The organism is Streptomyces sp. NBC_00631 (assembly GCF_045206895.1).
Classification (GTDB): Bacteria; Actinomycetota; Actinomycetes; order Streptomycetales; family Streptomycetaceae; genus Streptomyces.
The window spans coordinates 9,710,535-9,733,054 of sequence record NZ_CP107734.1; the positions used below are offsets into that span (position 1 = coordinate 9,710,535).

Here is a 22,520-nt window from a genome sequence, read left to right on the forward strand (position 1 = left end):
CCGACCGGTCGAATACCTCCGTACCCTGGCCGCATGGGACGCACCAGTGACGCCAGGCGGAAGATCCTCGACGCCGCTCGCTCGCTGATCGAAGGGCGCGGCTACTCCGCGCTCGGGGTGGCCGAGATCTGCAAGGCCGCCGGGGTGCCGAAGGGCAGTTTCTACTACTTCTTCGAGTCCAAGGAGGCCCTCGCGCTCGCTGTCGTCGACGAGCACTGGGCGGTCCAGAAGCGCGACTGGACCCGGGCCCTGACCGGTGACGCGGAGCCGCTGCGCCGGCTGCGGCGGCTGTTCGAGGAGACCGAGGCCGGTCAGCTGGCAGGCCAGCGGGGCTGCGGGACCGTGGCGGGCTGCCTGTTCGGGAACCTGGCCCTGGAGCTGAGCAACCAGACCGAGGCGATCCGCGGGCGGCTGCAGGAGATCTTCGACGCCCAGGTCGACATGGTCGAGTCCGTCGTGGCCGAGGCCCGTGAGCGCGGCGACGTGGGCGTGACCGACACCCGGGAGGCGGCGCGGGCGGTGGTGGCCCAGCTGGAGGGCCAGGTGATGTTCGCCAAGCTGTACAACAGCACCGGGCGGCTGACCCAGCTCTGGCAGAACTGCCGTGCCCTGCTCGGCGCGACGGACGACCAGGGGCGGGTGGCCCGGGGATTGGTGGCCAGGGGACCGGTGGCCTAGGGACGGGTGGCCTCGGCCGGTTGCCGCTGCCGTACGCGCACGGTGTGGTCCCCGCCCATGTGGTGTGGGAAACCGATGCGCAGCACGGCGGCGGCGAGGGCGGCCGCGAGGACCACCAGGGCGGCCAGCAGCAGGGCCTGCTGGTAGCCGTGGCGCAGCAGCGGGGCGACGACCAGCGGCCCGAGGATCTGACCGACGGAGTATCCGGCGGTGAGCAGGGCGACGGAGCGCGGGAAGCGCAGGTGCGCGCCGGTGGCCAGGGCGAGGGTGCTCACGCCCAGGAACGTGGCGCCGAACAGCACGGCCGAGGCGAGGGCGGCTGCCGTGCTCCCGGTCAGCGCGGGCAGCGCGATGCCGGCCGCCTGGATCGTGAGCGCGGTGAGCAGCAGGCCGGGCCGGGACCAGCGGCGCCCCAGCCGGGCCCACAGTGCCGAGGACGGTACGGCGGCCAGCCCCACCAGTACCCATGCGCCGCTGCCGAGCCGGCCGGGGGAGCCCTGCCCGATCGCCGCGACCAGGAAGGTGCCGGCGACGATGTAGCCGACGCCCTCCAGGAAGTAGCTGAGGAACAGCGCGCCGAACCAGCGGTGGGTGCGGGCCTCCGGTCGGCTGCCGGACCCCGCCGCGGCCGGCGCGTCCTCGGGCCGCAGCCGCCAGGAGGCCGCGGCCAGCATCCCGGTGAGCGCGGCCGCCGCCCACCAGGCCGCCCGCCAGTCGGCCATGGACCGCAGGGCCAGGACGAGCAGACCGGACAGCGCGATGCCGGCGCCCACCCCGCCGAAGGCCCAGCCGGGCAGGTGCGCCGGGTGGTCCCGCAGATGGTGCAGCAGGGAGGCGACGGCGACCACGAAGACCAGGGCGCTCGCGGCTCCGGCCAGCAGCCGCAGCCCGGCCCACACCGCCGTGCTGTGGGCGAGGGGCATCGCGGCGATCGTGGCGGTCAGCAGGAGCAGGGAGCCGCGCAGCACCGCGCGCGACCGGACCAGCGCGGGGGCCAGGGTGCCGGCGAGAGCGCCGACGAGGTAGCCGGCGTAGTTGGCGGTGGCCAGGTTCGCCCCGGCCCCGGCGGAGAGGCCGGCCTGGGCGTGCATCAGGGGGAGGATCGGGGTGTAGACGAAACGGCCGACGCCCATGCCCGCGGCGAGTGCGGCGGCCGCCCTCGTGACATGGGTCCAGGGAGAGGTGGGGGCGGTGGAGGCAAGGGTCATCGGGTGCCGTCGACCCGGCCCGGGTCGTTGGGGTGGGACTCCAGGGGGGTGACGGTCAGCGTCATCCAGGGGCGCAGCGGCAGGGTGCCGAGGACCTTCTCGTGGAGTTCCTCCTCGTCGGCGGCCCGCCACACGCCGATGCTGCGCAACTCGCCCACCGGACGCCACAGCCGGGCCAGATGGCCGGTGGCGGCCAGTTCCCGGGCCCGGACGGCCTCCGCGGCGCGCCGCCGGTCGACCTCGTCCTGGCCCGTGCCCTCGGGGACGGTGGTGGTGATCTCGACCAGGAACTCTCGCACGGTGTGCTCCCTTCGTCGCCGGACTCCATCGTCCGCCGCCGACGGCACCGATGCCACGACCGGCGGCCTCGCTGCTGAGAGGCGCAGCCTCCCAGCGCGCGTAGCATGGCGCGCGTGGAACTGCGCCAGCTGCGGTACTTCGTCGCGGTCGCCGAGGAGCTGAACTTCGGCCGGGCCGCCGAGCGGCTGCTCATCGCCGGTCCCTCGCTCTCGCAGCAGATCAAGGCGCTCGAACGGGACCTGGGCGTGCGGCTGTTCGACCGCGACCGCCGTTCGGTCTCCCTCACCCCGGCCGGTGCCGACCTGCTCCCGCACACCCGCGCCCTGCTGGAGCGGGCCGAGGACCTCGAACGCCGGGCCGGCCGGCTGTCCGGTTCGCAGTTGGTACGCCTCGGTTACGTGAACTGGCTGCCTCCGGACCTGGCGTCGAGGACGGCCGCCGTGGCCCGGGTCCATGTGGACGCCTGGGTCGCCCCCTCCCACACCCAGGCCGCGCGGGTGGCCGACGGCAGCCTGGACCTCGCCGTCTGCTGGGTGCGCACCGAGGACCTCGCACGGCTCGGGCTGCGGGCCCGGCTGGTCGGCGCCGACCGGCTCTACGCCGTCGCGAAGGGCACCGACACGAGCGACCTGCCGGCCAGGGACGCCGACATCCTGATCGACGACGACATCACCTCCTGGGCCTCCTGGAACGTGTACGCCGAGGAGCTCACCCAGGCCGTCGGCGCCCGCGCGGTGCGCATCTCCGACGGTGCTGTCACCGGCCCCGCCTACTTCGACCACGTCCGGCGCTGCACCCGGCCCGTCCTCAACTCGCCCAAGGGGCAGACCGCTCCCCTTCCGCCCGACCTGGTCCGCCGCGAGATCGTCGCGCCGAAGGTGTACTGGACCTGGTCGCTGGTCTGGCGGGCGAGCGAGGACCGCGCCGGCGTCCTGGCCGCCGTCGACGCCCTGTGCGACGGTGTCGGGGACCTCGGGATCCACGCCCCGGACGCCTGGCTGCCCGCCGACGACCCGTACGCGCTCCCCGGCTGAGCTGCGCTGGGAGGCGCGGCCTCCCAGCCGGGAGGAAACTGATCCTGGCGCCCCGGACCGGACCGCCCTAGCTTCCAAATAGTCGACCGGTCGGCTAGTAACCGGTCCAGCCACTACGGAGAAGGTCATCATGAGCACGCAGCAGCAGAAGGTCGCGATCGTCAGCGGTGCCTCGCAGGGCATCGGCGCCGCCCTCGTCGAGGGCTACCGCAAGCTCGGCTTCGCCGTCGTCGCCACCTCGCGCACCATCGCCCCCGCCGACGACGCCGACGTCCTGACCGTCCAGGGCGACATCGCCGACCCGGCGACCGCCGAGCGGGTCGTGGCCGCCGCCGTCGAGCGGTTCGGCCGTGTCGACACCGTCGTCAACAACGCCGGTGTGTTCGTCGCGAAGCCCTTCACCGACTACACCGCCGCGGACTACGCTGCCGTGACCGGCATCAATGTCGCCGGCTTCTTCCACCTCACCCAGCAGGCCCTCCCGCACCTGCTCGCCCAGGGCGGCGGGCACATCGTCAGCATCACCACCAGCCTGGTCGACAGCGCGGACGCCCGGGTCCCCTCCGTGCTGGCCTCGCTGACCAAGGGCGGCCTGCAGTCCGCGACGAAGTCCCTGGCGATCGAGTACGCCACCCGCGGCATCCGCGTCAACGCGGTGTCGCCCGGCACCATCAGGACCCCGATGCACCCGGCCGAGACCCACGAGTTCCTCGCGGCCCTGCACCCGGTCGGCCGGATGGGTGAAGTGAGCGACATCGTCGACGCGGTCCTCTTCCTGGAGACCGCGCCGTTCGTCACCGGCGAGATCCTGCACGTCGACGGCGGCATGAGCGCCGGACACTGACCGACGGCACGGTACGTCACTTCACCGCGGCACACGGCACGTCACCACCAAGGAGTGGACATGACCAGCACGACGGACGACACGGCGATCCTGACCGGGGTGCTCGACCGGTGGAAGGCGGCCGTCGACGCACACCAACCCGAACGGGTCGCCGCCCAGTTCACCGAGGACGCCGTCTTCCAGGGACTGCACCCGTACAGCGTCGGACGTCAGGGCGTCGCCGCGTACTACGACTCCCAGCCGCTCGGGATGAAGGCGGAGTACCGCGTCCTGGAGACCCGGCGGCCCGCCGACGGTGTGGTCCTCGGCTACCTGGCCGTGGAGTTCTCGTTCACCGACCAGCCCCCGCGGGACGTGAAGCTCTCCGTCCTCGTCACCCGGACGGGCGAGGACTGGTACATCGCCCACTACCAGGTCTCCCGCCTCGACTAGCCGTGTCCTGCCGGGCGTTGCGGGGGCGTGAAGCGGAGCTGTGGCGGCGCTTAAGAAATCCTCGATGGACCGATGCGCCAGGGTGCGGCAGATTGCTGTGAGATTCCACCCCCCTCCCCGGCCGCGGGCCGCCTCGGCGTCCCCGCGGCCGGGACCTCACGCACAGGAGCCGTAGCGTTGAAGGCGCTGGTCAAGGAGAAGGCGGAGCCCGGGCTGTGGCTCACGGACGTGCCCGAGCCCGCGGTCGGAGCCGGTGACGTGCTCATCAAGGTCCTGCGGACCGGCATCTGCGGCACCGACCTGCACATCCGGGCCTGGGACGGCTGGGCCCGGCAGGCCATCACCACCCCGCTCGTGGTCGGGCACGAGTTCGTCGGCGAGGTCGTGTCGACCGGCCGGGACGTCACCGACGTCAAGGTGGGCGACCGGGTCAGCGGCGAGGGTCACCTCGTCTGCGGCAAGTGCCGCAACTGCCAGGCCGGGCGGCGCCATCTGTGCCGGGCCACGGTCGGCCTCGGCGTCGGCCGGGACGGCGCGTTCGCCGAGTACGTCGCGCTGCCCGCAGGCAACGTCTGGGTGCACCGGGTTCCCGTCGACCTCGACGTGGCCGCGATCTTCGACCCGTTCGGCAACGCCGTGCACACCGCGCTCTCCTTCCCGCTGGTCGGTGAGGACGTGCTGATCACCGGGGCCGGACCGATCGGTCTCATGGCCGCCGCCGTGGCCCGGCACGCGGGCGCCCGCCACGTCGTGATCACCGATGTCAGCGAGGAGCGGCTCGACCTCGCCCGCAAGATCGGCGTGAGCCTCGCCCTGAACGTGTCGCGGGCCGAGATCGCCGACGGGCAGCGGGAGCTGGGGCTGCGCGAGGGCTTCGACATCGGCCTGGAGATGTCCGGCCGGCCCGAGGCCATGCGCGACATGATCGCCAACATGACGCACGGCGGCCGTATCGCGGTGCTCGGCCTGCCCGCCCAGGAGTTCCCCGTGGACTGGGCCAGGATCGTCACCTCGATGATCACCATCAAGGGCATCTACGGCCGTGAGATGTTCGAGACCTGGTACGCGATGTCGGTCCTGCTGGAGGGCGGACTCGACCTCGCCCCCGTGATCACCGGCCGGTACGGCTACCGCGACTTCGAGGCGGCCTTCGCCGACGCGGCGAGCGGCCGCGGCGGCAAGGTCATCCTCGACTGGACCCACTGACGACACCCAAGGACTGATGATGTTCGACTCCGTGCGCGACGACCTGCGCGCCACCCTCGACGAGATCCGCGCCGCCGGCCTGCACAAGCCCGAGCGCGTCATCGGCAGCCCCCAGTCCGCGACCGTCGACGTCACCTCCGGCGGCCGCCCCGGCGAGGTCCTCAACTTCTGCGCCAACAACTACCTCGGCCTCGCCGACCACCCCGAGGTGATCGCCGCCGCCCACCAGGCCCTGGACCGCTGGGGCTACGGCATGGCCTCCGTCCGCTTCATCTGCGGCACCCAGGAGGTCCACAAGGAGCTGGAAGCGCGCCTGTCCGCGTTCCTCGGCCAGGAGGACACGATCCTCTACTCCTCCTGCTTCGACGCCAACGGCGGTGTCTTCGAGACCCTCCTCGGCGAGGAGGACGCGGTGATCTCCGACGCCCTCAACCACGCCTCGATCATCGACGGCATCCGCCTCTCCAAGGCCCGCCGCCTGCGCTACGCCAACCGCGATCTGGCCGACCTGGAACAGCAGTTGAAGGAGGCGCAGGGCGCCAGGCGCCGGCTGGTCGTCACCGACGGCGTGTTCTCCATGGACGGCTATGTGGCGCCGCTGCGTGAGATCTGCGACCTCGCCGACCGCTACGACGCGATGGTCATGGTCGACGACTCGCACGCCGTCGGTTTCGTCGGTCCGTCCGGCCGTGGCACCCCCGAGCTGCACGGCGTGACGGACCGCGTCGACATCGTCACCGGGACCCTCGGCAAGGCCCTCGGCGGCGCCTCCGGCGGCTATGTCGCGGCCCGCGCCGAGATCGTCGCCCTGCTCCGCCAGCGCTCCCGCCCCTACCTCTTCTCCAACACCCTCGCCCCGGTGATCGCGGCGGCCTCGCTGAAGGTCCTCGACCTGCTGGAGGCGGCGGACGACCTGCGGGTCCGGCTGGCCGAGAACACCGCCCTGTTCCGGCGCCGGATGACCGAGGAGGGCTTCGACATCCTCCCCGGCGACCACGCCATCGCCCCCGTGATGATCGGAGACGCGGCCGAGGCCGGCCGGATGGCCGAGCTGCTGCTGGAGCGGGGCGTGTACGTGATCGGCTTCTCGTACCCGGTCGTGCCGCAGGGCCGGGCCCGGATCCGGGTCCAGCTGTCCGCGGCCCACTCGACGGACGACGTCGACCGCGCGGTGGACGCCTTCGTCGCGGCCCGCGCGGAGCTGGCCGGCTGACCAGGGCCGGCGGGCCGACCAGGAGCGCCGAGCTGAGCGGGGCCGGCGGGCAGAGCGGGGCCGGCGGGCAGAGCGGGGCCGGCGGGCTGAGCGGGGCCGGCGGCTCGGGCGGCCCCGACATATTGCGATAATCAATCTCATGATCGAGGCGCGGCGGCTCCACATCCTCCGTGCGGTGGCCGACCACCGCACGGTGACGGCGGCTGCCGCCGCGCTGTATCTGACGCCGTCGGCCGTCTCCCAGCAACTGGCGGCGCTGGAGCAGGAGACCGGCCACCGCCTGGTCGAGCGCAGCGCCAAGGGTGTACGGCTGACCCCGGCCGGCGAGATCCTGCTCGCCCACACCAACGCGGTGCTCGCCCAACTGGAGAGGGCCGAGGCCGAGTTGGCCGCGTATGGCTCCGGCGAGGCCGGCACGGTCACCGTGGCCGCCTTCGCCACCGGCATCGCCCAGGTGGTCGCCCCGGCCGTGGCCCGGCTCGCCCGCACCGCCCCCGGCATCCGTATCCGCGTCCAGGACGCCGAGGGTGACGCCAGCCTCCCGATGGTCCTGGACCGGCAGGTCGACGTCGCGGTCGCCGTCGAGTACCGAGGGGCCCCGTCCGCCGACGACCCCCGGCTCACCCACGTGCCCCTGTACGCCGAGCCCTTCGACGCCGTCGTCCCGCTCCACCACCGCCTCGCCGAGGCACCCGAGGTCCCCCTCGCCGAACTGGCCAAGGACACCTGGATCGGCCCCTACCCCGGCAACCCCTGCCACGACGTGGTCGTCCTGGCCTGTGAGAGCGCCGGCTTCCAGCCCCGCCTCGAACACTCCTCCGACGACTTCCGCGCCGTGGTGGCCCTGGCCTCGGCCGACGCGGGTGTGGCCCTCGTCCCGCGCTCGGCGCTGCGCGGCATGGACCTGACCGGAGTCGTCGTGCGCCCCGTCGACGGCGACGCCCCGACCCGCCGCGTCTTCGCGGCCGTACGACGCGGAGCGGAAGGACATCCGCTGATCCGCCCGGTGCTCAGGGCACTGGGCGAGGCGGCACGGCCGTGAGCGGTTCTTAACGCGGGCGTTTCATTTACGGGATAACGTCCCGCATGTGAAACGCGAGGAAGTGATCGCCCCTGGTTCGGTCGGCACCGGCCTCGATGCCCGCCTCGGCAGTCGCCTCGCCGAGCTGCGTGCCGAACACGGCTTCTCCCTGGGCGAGTTGGCGGAGCGCAGCGGGTTGAGCAAGTCGACCCTCTCCCGGGCCGAACGCGCCGAGACCAGCCCCACGGCCGCCCTCCTCAACCGGCTCTGCAATGTCTACGGCCGGACCATGTCCCAGTTGCTCAGCGAGGTGGAGGCGGAACCCGCGACGGTGCTGCGCGCGGCCGAACAGCAGGTGTGGGAGGACCGCGCCTCCGGTTTCGTGCGTCGGTCGGTGTCGCCGCCGCACGGCGGGCTGCGCGGCGAACTCGTCGAGGGCAGGCTCGCGGCCGGCGCGGACATCTCCTACGACCGCCCGCCGGTCCCCGGCCTGGAACAGCACCTCTGGGTGCTCGACGGGACGCTCGCCGTGACCGCGGAGGGGACCGCGCATCTCCTGGACGTCGGTGACTGCCTGCGGCTGCGGGTGTGGGGGCCGACGCGGTTCAGGTGCGCCGGACCGCAGGAGGCGCGGTACGTCCTGGCGGTGGTGCGGCCATGACCGTACTGCGTCTGGAGGCGGAGCAACTGGCGCTGCGGACGGAGGAGTTGGCCGAGCTGCTGGCCGACACCGTGAACGCCGGCGCGTCCGTCGGCTTTCTCGCGCCCTTCGACCGGGAGCAGGCCGTCGCCTGGTGGCAGGGGAGGGTGGACGCCGTGGCGGCCGGGCAACTCGCCGTGTGGGCGGCGCTGGACGGCGCCGGCCGGGCCGTCGGCACGGTCGGCCTCGCCTTCCCCGAGAAGCCCAACAGCCGGCACCGCGCCGAAGTGGTGAAGCTGATGGTCCACCGCGACGCCCGCGGGCGGGGCGTCGGCCGCGGGCTGCTGATCATCGCCGAGGAGGCCGCCGCGGCCGCCGGGATCACCCTGCTCCATCTGGACACCGAGACGGACAGCCCCGCCGAGTACCTCTACCGCACGGCCGGCTGGACCCGCGCCGGGACCATCCCCGACTACGCGCTCGACCCCTTCGGGGCGCTGCGCCCGACGACGCTGTACTACAAGCGCGTGGGCGCTCCGGCCCGGTGAGTGTCAGTGCCGGGGGCTACGGTTCTCGGCATGCCGGAAGCCGAAGACGTACGCCGTGTCGCCCTGTCCCTGCCGGACACCGCCGAGAAGACCGCCTGGAACATGCCCACGTTCCGGGTCGCAGGGAAGATGTTCGCCACGCTTCCCGAGGACGAGACGTCGATCGCGGTGCGCTGTCCCAAGGAGGAGCGCGACGAACTGGTGCTCGCCGAGCCGGAGAAGTTCTGGATCGCCGATCACGAGGCGATGTTCGCCTGGGTCCGGGTGCGGCTGGCCGCGCTGGAGGACGAGGCCGAGCTGCGTGACATCCTCGCCGACTCGTGGAGGCAGGCGGCCCCGCCCCGACTCCTCGACTCCTACCCGGAGTTGGGCCTGTCTGGCGAGGACTGACCAGGCGCTGCGGTTCCGTATCCGGAAAAGCCGTGTACGACCACCGAACCGAGTGCGGTATTGTTTCCTTGCACGTTTCGCCCGGGGAAAACCCCAGGTCAAACGGCACCGGGACGTGGCGCAGCTTGGTAGCGCACTTGACTGGGGGTCAAGGGGTCGCAGGTTCAAATCCTGTCGTCCCGACTTTACGAAGTCGCAGATCAGGGCCGGTTTCGGAGGCATCCGAAACCGGCCCTTGATCATTCCTGGGGACCAGTTCGTGGCCGGCGTCCTTGACCGGCGTCAGCGGGTCACGACGATCGGGCTGGGCAGCGAGCGCGGTGCGCGGAGAGCGCCGCCCCGGCGGCCGTGATCTCGTGTACGTCGGGGCGCAGGTAGCGCTGGGTGATGGTCAGTGATCCGTGGCCGGCGATGCGTCGCAGGGGGGCGACGACGACATAGCCGGCCTGCCGCCACAGTGAGTCGGACGGGGGCGCCCGTACTGAATCCGGTGGAAGAGGGGGCAACCGGAGCCGCGCTGCCTGTCCTGGCCGTCGGGGGAGCGGGGAGCCTGGGTGACCGGGTCGGCGCGACCATGCGGCTTGCCGCCGACGACATGCGGACCCTGGTCATCCCCGGCTGCGGGAAGAGGCCCTGGGGATCTGTTGGGCGCCCTGACGGCGTCCCTGGGACCGGCGGCGCCAATCGGCCATGTTCGAACAGAGGCGGACGGGCAGTTCGTATACCCGACCGCGGTCTCCGACCGCTGGGTCTCGGGTGCCTCGGGGCGACCGGGGCCAGAGTGGGACAGGAGTGTCGGTGAATCTCAAGTTACGTGGGCTGCACGGGAGTTGTTGCGTGACGGACAGGCGGTCACGGTGTGCACCGTCCGAAAGTAGCGGTGCGGAAGCAGCATCACCCGATGGACGGATTGTGATCGCGAGCGGCAGGGGAGTCTCCCGGCGTCATCGACGAGAGGAGGTGCAGTGATGAAGTTTCTCTTCGCCATGCGCAACAAGGCCGCCGCCCGCAGGAGCCTGAAGGCGAGCGCCTGGTACCTGTGGTACTGATCCGGCCCGCCCTCTGACGCTTGCCGTGCGGCGACCCGCGACATCGTTGTCGGTCGTCGCACGGCGGGTCCGCGTCACACCGGCTTTGCGTCCACGTCCCGACGGAGAACTCATGTCGCTGACATCAGCACAGCAGTCCCGGACCACCGTGCTCGCACCACGGCTGGCCGCCCTGCTCCGCGACCACCTCGGCCAGGACGTCTTCCGGCTGGAGCCCGACACGATCGGGGTCGCCGGACCCGAGGTGTCCGACCGGATCCTCGCCGCACGCCGGGCCACGGAGACGGAACGTCCCACGTTCAAGCCGCTCCACGGCCGTTCGATCAGCCGCGGCGAGGCGTCCTCCGTCACCCGGGCCGTTGCCGCCGACGTCCGCGCGGCCCTGGCCCGTCCGCTGCCCGAAGGGGTTGACCTGACGGGCACCTGGCCCCTGGTGGGACACCGCTTCCTGCGTGACCTGATCCTCGGCCAGGACCCGTATCGGCTGCGCCTGCTGATGAGCCGCTACCTGGAACTGACGCCCAAGCTCACCTGGTCCGTGATCACCGTCGGCGCCGCCCTGCCCGGCTGGCCCCGCCCCGACGACCGGCTCACCACCCTCGCCGGACGGGCCGCGACGGCGGTCGGCTACCAGAACCGCCGGTACGCGCTGGGCGTGTACCGGCGCGCCGCCGCCCCCGTCTGCTTCACGGTCTCGACGCTGGTGGCCAACGCGCTCTGGCTCGGCGCCCCGTTCGACGACGGCGTCCCGAACCGCAACATCATCCACGAGTCGCTGCGGCTGCTGCCGCCCTCGTGGAACATGCTGCGCAACGCCGGCCCCGAGTACGCCGCCGTCGACGGCCGGATCGGAGCCGACGACGACGTGCTGCTGCTCCCACTGCTCTCCCACCGCGACCCGGCCCTGTGGGACGAGCCGAATGCCTTCCGCCCCGAACGCTGGGAGCACCTCGACCCGGACGACACCCAGGGGTACCTGCCGTTCGGTCACTCCTCGGAACGCTGCTGGGGACGCCACATGGTCATGCCGCTCGCCGAACTGCTGCTGGACCGGATCCGCTCCTCGGGCCTCGTGGTCGACCCGACGCAGAAGACCGCCAAGGTGCCGCTGCTCGGTCTGCTGGGTGTGGAGGAGGTACGGCTGACCAGGCCCTAGGCAGGACGTCCGGCATGCTCAGCCGACGACCGAGACCGGTGGTTCGCGGGCGGCGATCGCCTCCCGGAGGCGCCGCTGGGCGTCCGCGGGGGCGTCCACAGCGACCAGGGCCTCCGCCGCCGCGCCCGCGACCGGCGACACGTCCAGGACCCGGGGCCGGGCAAACGGCGCCTCGGCGGCCAGCCGGGATCCGATGTGGTCGCGCAGCAGCAGGTGACCGTTCTGCAGGGTGCCGCCGCCCAGGACCACGGGTGTCGGCGTGCGCAGCAGACGGAGCCGGCGGAGCAGGGCGGTCACCATGGCGACGATCTCGTCGCCGAGCCGTTCCACGATGCCCCGCGCCACCGCGTCCCCGTGCTCGGCGGCGGCGAACACCAGCGGCGCCAGGCCGTGCAGAGCGGTCACCGGTATCTCCCCGGTGCTGACGGCCAGCGCGACGGCCTCCACGCTGCCCAGGCCGAAGTGCGCCGGCAGATCCCGGCGCAACCGGGTCGTCCGCCCCCGCCCGTCACCTGCCCGGACCGCGGCGCCCAGACCGGCCCGGGCCACCGCGAGGCCACCGCCCCAGTCCCCGGTGATGTCCCCCAGGGAGAGGAAACGGGCCGAGCGGCCGCCCGGATGGACGGCAGCGGCGTTGATGCCGGCGCCGGACACCACCGCCACCCCCCAGCCGTCCGGTGCCCCGGCCCGCAGGACTGCCAGGGTGTCGTTGCATACGACGATCCGCCCGGCCACGCCCAGACCGGTCAGTTGCTGCCGGGCGAGCCGCTCCTGGGCGCGCCGGTCGACATTGGCGAGGAAGTACGCGCCGGCCGCGACCGGGACCGTCGCCGGCAGGCCCGCCTCGGCCAGCGCGCGCCGGCCGAGGCGGGCGAGCCGTTCGGTGGTGGTCGCCATGCCCTCAGCGTGCGGGCGGGTGCCCACGCCGCGCACCCAGGACAGCAGCCGTCCCTCGGTGTCCGCGAGGACGAGGTCGGTCTTGGAGTTCCCGCCGTCGACGCCCACCACGAGATCAGGCATCGGCGGCCTCGCCGGCGAAGAACCGGGGCAGGTGCGGGCGGTCGGCCGCCAGCAGCGCGTCGAGCAGGGTGTCCGCGAGCGCCCACTCGCGGACCAGGGGATGGGCGACAAGGGCGCGTCGGGCCACCGTACGGTCGCCGGTCAGGGCCGCCTCGACGGTCAGGGTCTCGTACGCGGTGACCGCCTGGACCAGGCCCAGCATCTCGGGTGGCAGCCGCGGCACGGGCACCGGTCGAGGGCCACCGGTGTCCACATCGGCGCCCACCTCGACCACGGCCTCGTCCGGGAGGCCGGCCAGGACGCCGTCGTTGCGGACGTTGACGTAGTGGTGGGCGCCGTCGCCGGTGAGCAGGCTGGTGACCAGCGCGGCCGCCGCCTCGCTGTAGTACGCCCCGCCGCGCCGCTCAAGCAGCTCCGGCTTGCGGTCCAGCGCGGGGTCCGCGTACAGGGTGAGCAACTCCCGCTCGATGGCGAGGACCTGCTCGGCGCGGTGCGGGCCGCTCTGCTGGGCGCGGATCTCCTCCCGCGTGCAGTAGAAGTAGCGGAGGTAGTACGAAGGGATCGCGCCTAGGTCGCGCAGCGCCCCGGCAGGGAAGCGGAGTTCGGCGGCGAGGCCGTCGAGGGCGTCGCCGGTCAGGAGTTCCGGCAGCCGGTCCACGCCGTCCACGGTGACCGAACGGATCCACGAGAGGTGGTTGAGACCCGCGTGGCCGAGGCGGACCCGGCCGGGGTCGGTGCCGAAGCGGGCGGCCAGCTGCCGCTGGAACTTGATCGCCACGTTGCACAGCCCGACCGCTCGGTGCCCGGCGTCCAGCAGGGCGCGGGTGACGATGCCGACCGGATTGGTGAAGTCGACGATCCAGGCGCCGGGCCGGGCCCGGCGCCGTACCTCCTCGGCTATGCCGAGGACCACCGGGACCGTGCGCAGGGCCTTGGCGAAGCCGCCCGGGCCGGTGGTCTCCTGACCGAGCAGCCCGAACCGGTTCGGCAGGGTCTCGTCGACCAGCCGGGCCGCCTGGCCGCCCACGCGAAGCTGGACGAGGACCGCGTCGGCACCGTCCACCGCCTGAGCCAGGTCGGTCGTGACGGTCAGCCGGCCAGGGAAGCCGTGGCGGGCGAGGATACGGCGGGCCAGGCCGCCGATGACGGTGAGGCGTTCGGCGTCGATGTCGTGCAGGATGAGCTCCCCGGCCGGCAGTACGTCGGCGCGCCGGGCGAAGCCCTCGACGAGTTCGGGTGTGTAGGTACTGCCACCGCCGACAACGGTGATCTTCACTCGTGCTCCCGGGAGAGAGATGGGGGAAGGGCTCAGGGGAGGGGGCTGAGGGGAGGGGCTCAGCCCTTGACACCGGTCAGCGCGATGCCCTCGACGAACACCTTCTGCGCCAGGAAGAACAGCACCAGTACCGGCAGCAGGAACATCAGCGAGGCCGCCATCTGGAGCTGGTAGGCGTTCTGGTGGCCGTTCTTGGCGAGCTGGCTGAGGGCCACCGCGAGGGTCTGGCCGGTGTCGCTGTTGCCCGTGTAGAGCAGCGGGTTGTAGAAGTCGTTCCACGCGTAGAGGAACGCGAACAGGCCCACGGCGGCGATCGCCGGGCGGGCCATCGGGATCAGCACCCGCCACAGGATGCGCAGTTCGCCCGCGCCGTCCACCCGGGCCGCCTCGGTGAACTCGTCCGGAATGGTCAGGAAGAACTGGCGCAGCAGGAAGATGCTGAACGCGTCGCCGAAGAACGACGGCACGATGAGAGGCTTCAGCGTGCCGACCCAGCCGGCGTGCGCGTACATGACGTACAGCGGCAGGCTGGTGACCTGGGCCGGGATCATCATCGCGGCGAGGACGATCAGGAAGACCGCCTCCCGGCCGCGCCACTTCAGCCGCGCCAGCGCGTAGGCCACGGGCACCGAGGAGACGACCACGCCGATCGTGGACAGCCCGGCGTAGAGCATGGTGTTGAGCAGGTCGCGGCCGAACGGCATGGCCTTGAAGACCTCACCGAAGTTGCCGAACTCCCAGGGCGAGGGCCACAACGAGCCGGTGCCGGCCTGGTGCTGGGTCATGAACGCGGTCAGCACGCCGATCGTCAGCGGGAGGAGGAAGCAGAGCGCGACGGCGACGGCGGGCGCGTGTTCGGCGAGCAGGTACAGCGCGCGGCGCCCGGCCCGGGGCCTGGTCAGGGGAACAGTGCTCATCGGCCACCGCCCGAGTAGTGCACGAAGCGGCGCGAGGCGCGGATGAAGACCACGGTCGCCGCGAAGATGACGAGGAACAGCAGCCAGGCCATGGCCGAGGCGTAGCCGGTCTTGAAGTAGCCGAAGCCCTGCCGGTACAGCTCGGTCGAGTAGAACAGCAGCGAGTTGGCGGGGTAGCCGATCAGGTCGTTGCTGGACGACGTGGCGTTCGCGGAACTGGAGGCGACGAACGCCTCGGTGAAGTACTGGAACGTGTAGATCATCCCGGTGAGCAGCGCGAAGAAGATCACCGGGGAGATCGCCGGGAGGGTGACGCTGCGGAACTTCTGCAGCGCGCCCGCACCGTCGAGTTCGGCCGCCTCGTACAGCTCACGGGGCACGTCGAGCATGGCCGCCGAGAAGATGACCATCACGTTGCCGCTCGCCCACAGCGCCATCAGGACCAGGCTGGGCTTGGACCAGACGGGGTCCGAGAACCAGCCGGGGCCGTCCACTCCCACCCGGCCCAGCAGCCGGTTGAGCGGGCCGACCGGGTTGAGCAGCACGATGAACGACAGGGCAGCGGCCACCACCGGCACCATGGACGGCAGGAAGAACAGCGTGCGGTACACGGTACGGCCGCGCTTGACCCGGATGATCACCCAGGCGGTGAACATGGCCCAGGCGGTGCGCAGCGGCACCATCACGACGACCATCCACACCGTGTTGCGCACGGACACCCAGAAGGTGTCGGACTGGGTGAACAGGGCTCGGTAGTTGCGCAGCCCGACGAACTGGACCGGGCGGTAGGAGCCCGCCTGGAAGTCGGTGAGCGAGTAGTAGAGCGTGGCGGCCACCGGGTAGAGCACGAAGACGCAGAACCCGATGACGAACGGGGACAGGAAGGCGAGCACGACCCACCAGCGGGCCCCGCTCGCGCGGCGGCGCCCGCCTCGGGCGGCGCGCGTGCGCGCCGTGCCCGGGGCCTCGCCGACGGGGGCGAGAACGGTCGTCATGGCTACTGCCCGCTCCCGGAGTTGAGGTCGTCGATCTTCTTGCCGACCCCGGCGAGACCACTCGCGGCGCTGCTCACCTTGCCCTGCTCGAAGTCGAGCAGGAACGCCCGCCAGGTGTCCATGTCCTCGATGCCCGCCGGGGTGAGCGTCTTGTAGGTGGAGTTCGTGTTCTCGAAGACGTCGACGAACGGCTTCCAGTGCGGGTCGTTCCGCTTGTCCCAGGCCTTGAGCGCGGCGAACGTGGTCGGGATGTTGTAGACCGTGTCCGCGAGGGTGTTCAGGAAGGTCGTGTCAGTGGTGAGCTGCTGGAGCGCGAAGAACGCCTCCTGCTTGTGCTGCGAGCCCGCCGACAGGTAGGCGACCGTGCCGAGGGTGCTGCCCGCGCCGTATGTGCCCGACGAGTTGTCCAGCACCGGCATCGGCACCACGCCGTAGTCGAAGTCCTTCTTCTCCGAGGCGATCTCGCCGACGTGCCACTCGCCGTCGTACTCCATGGCCGCCGCACCGGTCAGCAGCGGGTTGCCGGCGTCGTCGGCGTGCGGCTGGTAACGGCCCACGAACTTCTGGACGTTCGCCTCGCCGTAGGAGCCGATCAGGTCCTGGTCCCACTTCAGCAGCTGCTGCCACTTGGCATCGGACGCGAAGGTGGTCTTGCCGTCCTTGCCGTAGAACTCGGTACCGCTGTGCGCGCCGGTGAACAGGTACCGGTTGACGTCGTAGTCGGAGCGGGGCACGAAGCCGTAGGTCTTGATCGAGCCGTCCGAGTTCTTGACGGTCAGCTTCTTCGCGTCGGCGGTGAGTTCGGCGAGGGTGGTAGGCGGCTTGGTGATACCGGCCGCCTTGAACATCTGCTTGTTGTAGTAGAGCGCGAAGGCATCGGTCAGCAGCGGCAGCGCGCACTGCTTGCCCTGGTAGCGGGTGTAGGCGAGGGTTGCGGCCGGGAAAGTACTGGCCGTGTCGATCTTGGCCGAGGTGAGGTAGGGGCCGATGTCGGCGACCGTGCCGTTGAAACAGAACTTGGCCACGTTGTCGGGCGCGGAGCTGATGAAGACGTCCGGGGGATCGCCCGCGGCGACCGCCTTGGCGTAGGCGGCGTCGTCCTTGTTGGGTACGAACTTCACCGTGAGCCACGGGTACTTGGTGTGCAGCCGGTTCAGGGTCTCCTTGAACGCCGCCACCTCGTTGGGGAGGTGGTTGAACGTCCAGACGGTGACCGTGGTGGCCGCGTGCGAGGCGCCGGGGGAGATGGCGGAGTCGGGCTGGGAGGAGGCGGGCCCGGTGGAGGTGCAGCCTGCCAGCAGCAGGACGCCGGCGGCCGTGACGGCCGCGGCCCCGGTGATAGGTTTGAACACTGATCGTCCTTCCTCGGAGACGGGATTCCCTGGGTGACGGATCGGTCGTCGGTCGACGGGCACGGCAATGCCCGGTGACCCGGAGCGGCGGCGCTGTCCGGCAAGACGGCGCCGCCGCGGTGTCCCTCAGGGCAGAGCCGACGGCTCCGCCTGCGGGACGGGAGTGGTGGCGGCGGCGAAGGCGGCCTCGCGGGCCAGCTCCGCCGCCATGGTGGTGGCTCCGGTGAGCACGGCGTCCTGGCCGAGGCCGGACGCGACGACGGGCGGCCGGAAAGTACTGAAGTCCGCCAGATGACGGGCGACCGCTTCCAGCAGCAGATCGCCGTTGGCGCCGATGGCGCCGCCCAGCACGATGAGTGCCGGGTCGATGAGGGGGACCACGCAGGCCACCACGTAGGCGACGCTGCGGGCGGTGTCGTCCACGATCGCCAGGGCGCCGGGATGGCCGGCGCGGGCGAGCTCGAAGACGGTACGCGGGCTGCCGTCGCCGGGCAGCCCCAGCCGCCGCGCCTCGGCGCTGATGTAGCGGGCGCCCAGATGCTCCTGGACCAGGTCCCGGCGTTGCCCGACGGGCGCGATCATCCGGTCGCTGGGCAGATAGCCGGCCTCACCGGCGACACCCGTGGCGCCCCGCCGGACCCGGCCGTCCACCACCAGCCCGAGGCCCAGCCCGACCCCCAGGCTGACCAGCACGAAGTCATCGGTCTCGGTGCCGCGGCCATGGGTGCGCTCGGCCAGCGCCGCGAGATTCACGTCGTTCTCCAGGACCAGCGGCACCGGGACCGCCCGGCCGAACGCCTCGCCGAGGCCCGCCCCGGCGTCCGGCAGTCCGGCGGCGTACGACAGCCGGCGCCCGTCCGGACCGACCGCGGCCGGCAGGCCCGCCACGACCTGGGTGAGCTCCGCCAGCTCCCGCCCCACCTGTCCGGCCAGCTCCACGCACATCTCCAGGACCTGCCCGACGAGCGCGTCGGCGCCCCGTTCGCCGTGCTGTTCGACCTCGGCGCGGGCCCGGATCCGGCCGGTGACGTCGGCGACGGCGCCGCGGATCCTGCGGTGGCCGACGTCGAGACCGATGGCGAAGGCGCAGTCGGCGTTGACCCGGTACTGGGCGGGAGCCGGGCCCTTGCGGCCGGTCGCCGGACCCACCTCGGTGATCACGCCGCGTTCCAGCAGAAGCCCGACCGCGGCGGCCACGGTGGGCCGGGACAGCGGGATCCGCCCGGCCAGGTCGGTGGTCGTGACCGGGCCGGCCTCGTCGATCGCCTCCAGAACGGCACGGCCGTTGAGCGAACGCAGCAGCCGCTGCGGGCCGGCTGGATAACGGCGGATCACGGCACCCCCAGGGCTCTGTAAGAAAGAAAGTTGCTTATTTATACGCTCGGGCATGTACGGAATCAACCTCCCTGTCGGAGTACGCTGTTCGGAAGAAGTTTGAACTATCAAACATCTGCCTCATCGGAGAACGTCATGCGCGTCGCGATCACCGGATCCACCGGACTCATCGGTTCCGCCCTCACCCGTTCCCTTCTCGCCGACGGCCACCGCGTCCTGCGTCTGACCCGCGGCCGGACCGGGGCCCGGGCGGCGGACGGCAGTGAGTCCGCGTCCTGGGAGCCGGGTGCCCGGCTGGACCCGGCCGTCCTGGACGGTGTCGACGCCGTGGTGCACCTCGCCGGAGCGGGAGTCGGCGACCGGCGGTGGACCGCGGCGTACAAGCAGGAGATCAGGCACAGCCGCCTCCAGAGCACGCGGACCATCGCCGAGGCCTGCGCCGAGGCGGCCGAGCGGCCCCGGGTGCTGATCTCGGCCTCGGCCACCGGCTACTACGGCGACACCGGCGACCGGGTCGTCACCGAGTCGGACCCGGCCGGAAGCGACTTCCTGGCCGCCGTCTGCGTCGGCTGGGAGGCCGCCGCCGCGCCGGCCGAGCGGGCCGGCGTCCGGGTCGTGCACCCGCGTACCGGTCTCGTGGTCTCCGCCGACGGCGGTGCCTGGGGCAAGCTCTTCCCGCTCTTCCGGTTCGGCCTCGGCGGCCGGCTCGGCTCGGGCGACCAGTACTGGCCGTTCATCTCGCTCCCCGACCACATCGCCGCCCTGCGCCACGCCATCGACCACGACGACCTCGCCGGTCCCCTCAACTTCACCGCCCCCGAACCACTGACGAACCGCGAGATCACCCTTGCGATGGGCCGCATCCTGCACCGGCCCACCCTCGCCACCGTTCCGGCCTTCGCGCTGCGGATGGTCCTCGGCGAGTTCTCCGAGGGCATCACGGGCAGCTGCCGAGCTGTTCCGGCCGGTCTGTTGAAGGCCGGTTTCACGTTCCGGCAGCCCGGCATCGACGAGGCGCTGCGCGCCGCGCTGTCCAAGGACTAGGGCACGGCACGGCGCGCTGCCCAGTGCCCAGGGCCGGCCCCGGTGGTCGCTCCGACCTGCCGCGTTAACCTGTCGTTATGTGCCCGAACCGTCCGGAAGGGGCCGAACCCGAGTCGTCCCCGCCCGTGGCGGCGCGGGCCAGGACGCTGGCGCTGGCCCTTCGGCAGGCGACGGCGAGTGTCGGCGGCCAAGGCGCCCTCCTGCACCGGTGGGATCCCGGCGCGGGCCGGCTGACCCTGCTGGCGGTGGACGGTGTCGACGCCGAGGCGGCACGGGCCTGGACGGAGCTGCGCGAGGAACAGGACGCACCGCCGTCCCGTGCGTTGCGGCGCGGTGTCCTCGTCCAGATGACCGGTGACGGCCTGGGAACCGGCGCGGCCGGCACGGTGGCGGTCCCCCTGATCGGGGCCGACGCGCCTGTCGGAGTGCTCTCGGTGCTGCTGCCCGCGCCCGGCGAGCCCGACGACGTACAGCTGTCCTTCCTGAACGCGGTCGCGGCCTGGACCGCCGAGCACCTGGAGGGCGCCGGCGGGAAGGAGCCGCACGGGCTGCCCGCGCCCCCGCACGAACGGACGGCCCGGACGGTGGAGCTGACCGCGGCGCTCGCCGAGGCCGTGACCGTCCAGGACGTGGTACGCGCCGTCGCCGAGCACGTCCTGGCACCCTTCGGCGCCGACGGGCTGATCGTCTCCGTGTTCGAGAACGGCCGGCTGACCAGGGTCGGCGAGGTCGGCTACCCGCTGGACTACCTGAAGCGGTTCGAGGGCCCGCTCAACGCCGGCATGCCCGTCACCGACGTGCTGCGGTCCCGCAGACCGCTGTTCCTGGAGTCGCCGGCCCAGATCTACGAGCGCTGTCCCGCCGTCACCGACAAGATCCTGATGGGCACCTCGCCGAAGATGGCGTGGGCGTTCCTGCCGCTGATCGCCTCCGGTCGGGTGGTCGGGGTGTCGACCCTGTCGTACAACCGGCCGCGACCCTTCACCGAGGAGGAGCGGACCCTGCTGACCACGTTCAGTGCTCTGGTGGGTCAGGCGTTGGAGCGGGCTCGGCTGTACGACCTGGAGCATGCCCGTGCGCAGGAGCTGCAGAGTGCCTTGTTGCCCCGGGTGCTGCCGCGGTTGCCCGGTGCTGTGGCGGCGGCGCGGTATCTGCCGGCGGGGCGGGGTGAGCAGGTGGGTGGTGACTGGTTCGACGTGATCCCGCTCTCGGCGGACCGGGTCGCGCTGGTGATCGGGGACGTGATGGGGCACGGTATCGCCGAGGCCGCCACCATGGGCCGGCTGCGTACCGCCGTGCGCACCCTCGCCGACCTCGACATGGCTCCGGACGAGTTGCTGGGTCACCTCAACGACCTGGTCAGCGACCTGGGTGAGGACTTCTACGCCACTTGCCTGTACGCCGTCTACGACCCGGTGGGCCGCACCTGCTGCTACTGCCTGGCCGGGCATCCGCCGCCGGTGTTCGTGCAGCCCGACGGCACCGTGCACCGTCCGGTCGTCAGTCCCGACCCGCCGCTGGGCGCTGCCACTCCGCCGTTCGCCGTCCACGAACTCCCGCTCCCCGACCAGAGCCTGGTCGTCCTGTGCACCGACGGGCTCATCGAGTCCGCCGCCCAGGACGCCGAGCAGGGCCTGGTGCAGCTGGAGCGCGTGGTGGGCGGGGCCGGTGTCCGCCCGGCCGGTTTCACCGGCACCGACCAGGAGGCGGACCTGCGCGGTGTGGAGGAGCTGTGCGACACGGTCGTCGCGCGGCTGGTGCCGGACCGGGAGCACACCACCGACGACGCGGCCCTGCTCATCGCCCACACCAGGGCCATGGCCGCCGAGGACATCGCCTCCTTCGGTCTGCCCGACGACCCGCGGGCGGCCGGCCAGGCCCGTGAACTCGTCCGCGGCCAGCTCTCCCGGTGGGGCCTGGACGACCTGTCGATGACCACCGAGCTCCTGGTGAGCGAGCTGGTCGGCAACGTGATCCGGCACGCCAAGGGGCCCCTGCGGCTACGGCTGCTGCGCAGCCGCATCCTGACCTGCGAGGTCTACGACGGCAGCCTGAGCACCCCGCGCATCCGCCACGCCACCTACACCGACGAGGGCGGCCGCGGACTCCAGCTGGTCGCCGCGCTGTCCCGGCGCTGGGGCGCCCGCTACCTCAGCGACGCGAAATGCATCTGGACCGAACAGGACATCCCGAACGGCACCCAGAAGGTGACATTCCAGAGCAGACAGGCCGCAGCCCAGATGTCCTGCTGAACGCCGCTGCGGCTCTCCGAGCCGAGAACCGCCGAACCGCCTAGCTCACGAACCCCACATGGGCCAGAGCCTGCTTCAGCAGCACCCCGTGGCCGCCGGGCATCTCGCTCTGCACGGCCTCCAGCGTGGCCTCCTGCGGACTGAACCACACCAGGTCCAGAGCGTCCTGCCGGGGCCGGCAGTCACCGGTGACCGGCACGATGTAGGCCAGCGACACCGCGTGCTGACGCGGGTCGTGGTACGGGGTGACACCCAGTGTCGGGAAGTACTCGGCCACCGTGAACGGCTGCAGCGAGGCCGGCACCCGGGGAAGTGCGACCGGGCCCAGGTCCTTCTCCAGATGGCGCAGCAGGGCGTCGCGGACCCGCTCGTGGTGCAGGACGCGGCCGGAGACGAGGGTCCGGCTGACCGTGCCGTCCGGGCCGATACGGAGCAGCAGTCCGATGCTGGTGACTTCGCCGCTGTCGTCGACGCGCACGGGCACGGCCTCCACGTACAGGATCGGCATGCGGGCGCGAGCCATCTCCAGCTCGTCGGAGGACAGCCAACCGGGCGTGGTTTCGGTCATGTCAGACATTGCTTGATCATACTTTCCTGGCGGGGCGCGCGG

General features: G+C 72.0%; 23 protein-coding genes and 1 tRNA gene. 15 read left to right on the top strand and 9 right to left on the bottom strand.

What is annotated here, in order from left to right; translation table 11 throughout:
- Positions 1-33 precede the first annotated feature (33 nt).
- Positions 34-678: a TetR/AcrR family transcriptional regulator gene (locus tag OHB00_RS44015; protein ID WP_406443599.1), complete on the top strand. Its 645-nt coding sequence runs from the start codon at positions 34-36 to the stop codon at positions 676-678.
- On the opposite strand, the gene OHB00_RS44020 is transcribed toward OHB00_RS44015, so the two are convergent.
- The gene (locus tag OHB00_RS44020) at positions 675-1,811 is read right to left on the bottom strand and encodes a YbfB/YjiJ family MFS transporter (RefSeq protein ID WP_406446264.1); all 1,137 of its coding nucleotides are present in this window, start codon (positions 1,809-1,811) and stop codon (positions 675-677) included. The genes OHB00_RS44015 and OHB00_RS44020 overlap by 4 nt on opposite strands.
- A 71-nt stretch (positions 1,812-1,882) precedes the next feature.
- The gene (locus OHB00_RS44025) at positions 1,883-2,185 is read right to left on the bottom strand and encodes a muconolactone Delta-isomerase family protein (RefSeq protein ID WP_406443601.1); all 303 of its coding nucleotides are present in this window, start codon (positions 2,183-2,185) and stop codon (positions 1,883-1,885) included.
- Between the two features lie 105 nt (positions 2,186-2,290).
- On the opposite strand from OHB00_RS44025, the gene OHB00_RS44030 reads away from it, so the two are divergent.
- From OHB00_RS44030 to OHB00_RS44085, 12 genes are all read left to right on the top strand, one after another.
- Positions 2,291-3,220, top strand: a complete 930-nt coding sequence (locus tag OHB00_RS44030; protein WP_406443603.1) for a LysR family transcriptional regulator — start codon at positions 2,291-2,293, stop codon at positions 3,218-3,220.
- Between the two features lie 130 nt (positions 3,221-3,350).
- Entirely contained in the window at positions 3,351-4,064 is a 714-nt protein-coding gene (locus OHB00_RS44035) for an SDR family NAD(P)-dependent oxidoreductase (RefSeq protein WP_406443604.1), read from the top strand.
- A 60-nt stretch (positions 4,065-4,124) separates the two neighbouring features.
- Positions 4,125-4,496, top strand: coding sequence for a YybH family protein (locus OHB00_RS44040; protein ID WP_406443606.1), 372 nt, complete (start codon positions 4,125-4,127; stop codon positions 4,494-4,496).
- A 177-nt stretch (positions 4,497-4,673) separates the two neighbouring features.
- Positions 4,674-5,702 carry an L-threonine 3-dehydrogenase gene (tdh, locus tag OHB00_RS44045; RefSeq protein WP_406443608.1) on the top strand — a complete coding sequence of 343 codons (1,029 nt, stop codon included), beginning with the start codon at positions 4,674-4,676 and terminating at the stop codon, positions 5,700-5,702.
- Between the two features lie 19 nt (positions 5,703-5,721).
- The gene (locus OHB00_RS44050) at positions 5,722-6,915 is read left to right on the top strand and encodes a glycine C-acetyltransferase (RefSeq protein ID WP_406446266.1); all 1,194 of its coding nucleotides are present in this window, start codon (positions 5,722-5,724) and stop codon (positions 6,913-6,915) included.
- 139 nt (positions 6,916-7,054) lie between these two features.
- A complete protein-coding gene (locus tag OHB00_RS44055; protein ID WP_406443609.1) occupies positions 7,055-7,957 on the top strand; it encodes a LysR family transcriptional regulator in 903 nt (300 codons plus the stop codon).
- A gap of 46 nt (positions 7,958-8,003) precedes the next feature.
- The gene (locus OHB00_RS44060; protein ID WP_406443611.1) at positions 8,004-8,597 is read left to right on the top strand and encodes a helix-turn-helix domain-containing protein; all 594 of its coding nucleotides are present in this window, start codon (positions 8,004-8,006) and stop codon (positions 8,595-8,597) included.
- Complete coding sequence (locus tag OHB00_RS44065) at positions 8,594-9,124, top strand: GNAT family N-acetyltransferase (RefSeq protein WP_406443613.1); 531 nt, start codon at positions 8,594-8,596, stop codon at positions 9,122-9,124. The genes OHB00_RS44060 and OHB00_RS44065 overlap by 4 nt, the downstream gene beginning before the upstream one ends.
- A 30-nt stretch (positions 9,125-9,154) precedes the next feature.
- Positions 9,155-9,514 carry an MmcQ/YjbR family DNA-binding protein gene (locus OHB00_RS44070; RefSeq protein ID WP_406443615.1) on the top strand — a complete coding sequence of 120 codons (360 nt, stop codon included), beginning with the start codon at positions 9,155-9,157 and terminating at the stop codon, positions 9,512-9,514.
- Between the two features lie 109 nt (positions 9,515-9,623).
- Positions 9,624-9,697 (top strand) — tRNA-Pro (locus OHB00_RS44075).
- A gap of 785 nt (positions 9,698-10,482) precedes the next feature.
- Positions 10,483-10,563, top strand: coding sequence for a tryptorubin family RiPP precursor (locus OHB00_RS44080; protein WP_406446268.1), 81 nt, complete (start codon positions 10,483-10,485; stop codon positions 10,561-10,563).
- A gap of 112 nt (positions 10,564-10,675) precedes the next feature.
- Complete coding sequence (locus tag OHB00_RS44085; RefSeq protein ID WP_406443617.1) at positions 10,676-11,719, top strand: cytochrome P450; 1,044 nt, start codon at positions 10,676-10,678, stop codon at positions 11,717-11,719.
- 18 nt (positions 11,720-11,737) lie between these two features.
- Here the strand turns inward: OHB00_RS44085 and OHB00_RS44090 are convergent, their stop codons facing one another.
- From OHB00_RS44090 to OHB00_RS44115, 6 genes are all read right to left on the bottom strand, one after another.
- Entirely contained in the window at positions 11,738-12,739 is a 1,002-nt protein-coding gene (locus OHB00_RS44090; RefSeq protein WP_406443619.1) for an N-acetylglucosamine kinase, read from the bottom strand.
- Complete coding sequence (locus OHB00_RS44095; protein ID WP_406443621.1) at positions 12,732-14,015, bottom strand: 6-phospho-beta-glucosidase; 1,284 nt, start codon at positions 14,013-14,015, stop codon at positions 12,732-12,734. The genes OHB00_RS44090 and OHB00_RS44095 overlap by 8 nt, the downstream gene beginning before the upstream one ends.
- A 59-nt stretch (positions 14,016-14,074) precedes the next feature.
- Positions 14,075-14,932: a carbohydrate ABC transporter permease gene (locus tag OHB00_RS44100; protein ID WP_406443623.1), complete on the bottom strand. Its 858-nt coding sequence runs from the start codon at positions 14,930-14,932 to the stop codon at positions 14,075-14,077.
- Positions 14,929-15,927 carry a carbohydrate ABC transporter permease gene (locus tag OHB00_RS44105; protein WP_406443625.1) on the bottom strand — a complete coding sequence of 333 codons (999 nt, stop codon included), beginning with the start codon at positions 15,925-15,927 and terminating at the stop codon, positions 14,929-14,931. Before OHB00_RS44105 ends, OHB00_RS44100 begins: the two co-directional genes overlap by 4 nt.
- Before the next feature lie 2 nt (positions 15,928-15,929).
- Positions 15,930-17,279 (bottom strand): ABC transporter substrate-binding protein, encoded by a 1,350-nt coding sequence (locus OHB00_RS44110; RefSeq protein ID WP_406443627.1) that lies wholly within the window; start codon positions 17,277-17,279, stop codon positions 15,930-15,932.
- 126 nt (positions 17,280-17,405) lie between these two features.
- Positions 17,406-18,614, bottom strand: coding sequence for an ROK family transcriptional regulator (locus OHB00_RS44115; RefSeq protein WP_406443629.1), 1,209 nt, complete (start codon positions 18,612-18,614; stop codon positions 17,406-17,408).
- Between the two features lie 135 nt (positions 18,615-18,749).
- On the opposite strand from OHB00_RS44115, the gene OHB00_RS44120 reads away from it, so the two are divergent.
- Positions 18,750-19,658, top strand: coding sequence for a TIGR01777 family oxidoreductase (locus OHB00_RS44120; protein WP_406443631.1), 909 nt, complete (start codon positions 18,750-18,752; stop codon positions 19,656-19,658).
- Between the two features lie 77 nt (positions 19,659-19,735).
- Positions 19,736-21,910 carry a SpoIIE family protein phosphatase gene (locus tag OHB00_RS44125; RefSeq protein WP_406443633.1) on the top strand — a complete coding sequence of 725 codons (2,175 nt, stop codon included), beginning with the start codon at positions 19,736-19,738 and terminating at the stop codon, positions 21,908-21,910.
- 40 nt (positions 21,911-21,950) lie between these two features.
- Here the strand turns inward: OHB00_RS44125 and OHB00_RS44130 are convergent, their stop codons facing one another.
- The gene (locus tag OHB00_RS44130; RefSeq protein ID WP_382726724.1) at positions 21,951-22,478 is read right to left on the bottom strand and encodes an NUDIX hydrolase family protein; all 528 of its coding nucleotides are present in this window, start codon (positions 22,476-22,478) and stop codon (positions 21,951-21,953) included.
- Between the last annotated feature and the right edge of the window lie 42 nt (positions 22,479-22,520).

Bases quoted from the DNA above. Each gene is read 5' to 3' on its own strand.
- OHB00_RS44015 (WP_406443599.1), top strand. From the start codon at position 34: ATGGGACGCACCAGTGACGCCAGGCGGAAGATCCTCGACGCCGCTCGC.
- OHB00_RS44020 (WP_406446264.1), bottom strand. From the start codon at position 1,811: ATGGGCGTCGGCCGTTTCGTCTACACCCCGATCCTCCCCCTGATGCAC.
- OHB00_RS44030 (WP_406443603.1), top strand. From the start codon at position 2,291: ATGGCGCGCGTGGAACTGCGCCAGCTGCGGTACTTCGTCGCGGTCGCC.
- OHB00_RS44035 (WP_406443604.1), top strand. From the start codon at position 3,351: ATGAGCACGCAGCAGCAGAAGGTCGCGATCGTCAGCGGTGCCTCGCAG.
- OHB00_RS44040 (WP_406443606.1), top strand. From the start codon at position 4,125: ATGACCAGCACGACGGACGACACGGCGATCCTGACCGGGGTGCTCGAC.
- OHB00_RS44050 (WP_406446266.1), top strand. From the start codon at position 5,722: ATGTTCGACTCCGTGCGCGACGACCTGCGCGCCACCCTCGACGAGATC.
- OHB00_RS44055 (WP_406443609.1), top strand. From the start codon at position 7,055: ATGATCGAGGCGCGGCGGCTCCACATCCTCCGTGCGGTGGCCGACCAC.
- OHB00_RS44065 (WP_406443613.1), top strand. From the start codon at position 8,594: ATGACCGTACTGCGTCTGGAGGCGGAGCAACTGGCGCTGCGGACGGAG.
- OHB00_RS44070 (WP_406443615.1), top strand. From the start codon at position 9,155: ATGCCGGAAGCCGAAGACGTACGCCGTGTCGCCCTGTCCCTGCCGGAC.
- OHB00_RS44080 (WP_406446268.1), top strand. From the start codon at position 10,483: ATGAAGTTTCTCTTCGCCATGCGCAACAAGGCCGCCGCCCGCAGGAGC.
- OHB00_RS44085 (WP_406443617.1), top strand. From the start codon at position 10,676: ATGTCGCTGACATCAGCACAGCAGTCCCGGACCACCGTGCTCGCACCA.
- OHB00_RS44090 (WP_406443619.1), bottom strand. From the start codon at position 12,739: ATGCCTGATCTCGTGGTGGGCGTCGACGGCGGGAACTCCAAGACCGAC.
- OHB00_RS44100 (WP_406443623.1), bottom strand. From the start codon at position 14,932: ATGAGCACTGTTCCCCTGACCAGGCCCCGGGCCGGGCGCCGCGCGCTG.
- OHB00_RS44105 (WP_406443625.1), bottom strand. From the start codon at position 15,927: ATGACGACCGTTCTCGCCCCCGTCGGCGAGGCCCCGGGCACGGCGCGC.
- OHB00_RS44120 (WP_406443631.1), top strand. From the start codon at position 18,750: ATGCGCGTCGCGATCACCGGATCCACCGGACTCATCGGTTCCGCCCTC.
- OHB00_RS44125 (WP_406443633.1), top strand. From the start codon at position 19,736: ATGTGCCCGAACCGTCCGGAAGGGGCCGAACCCGAGTCGTCCCCGCCC.
- OHB00_RS44130 (WP_382726724.1), bottom strand. From the start codon at position 22,478: ATGACCGAAACCACGCCCGGTTGGCTGTCCTCCGACGAGCTGGAGATG.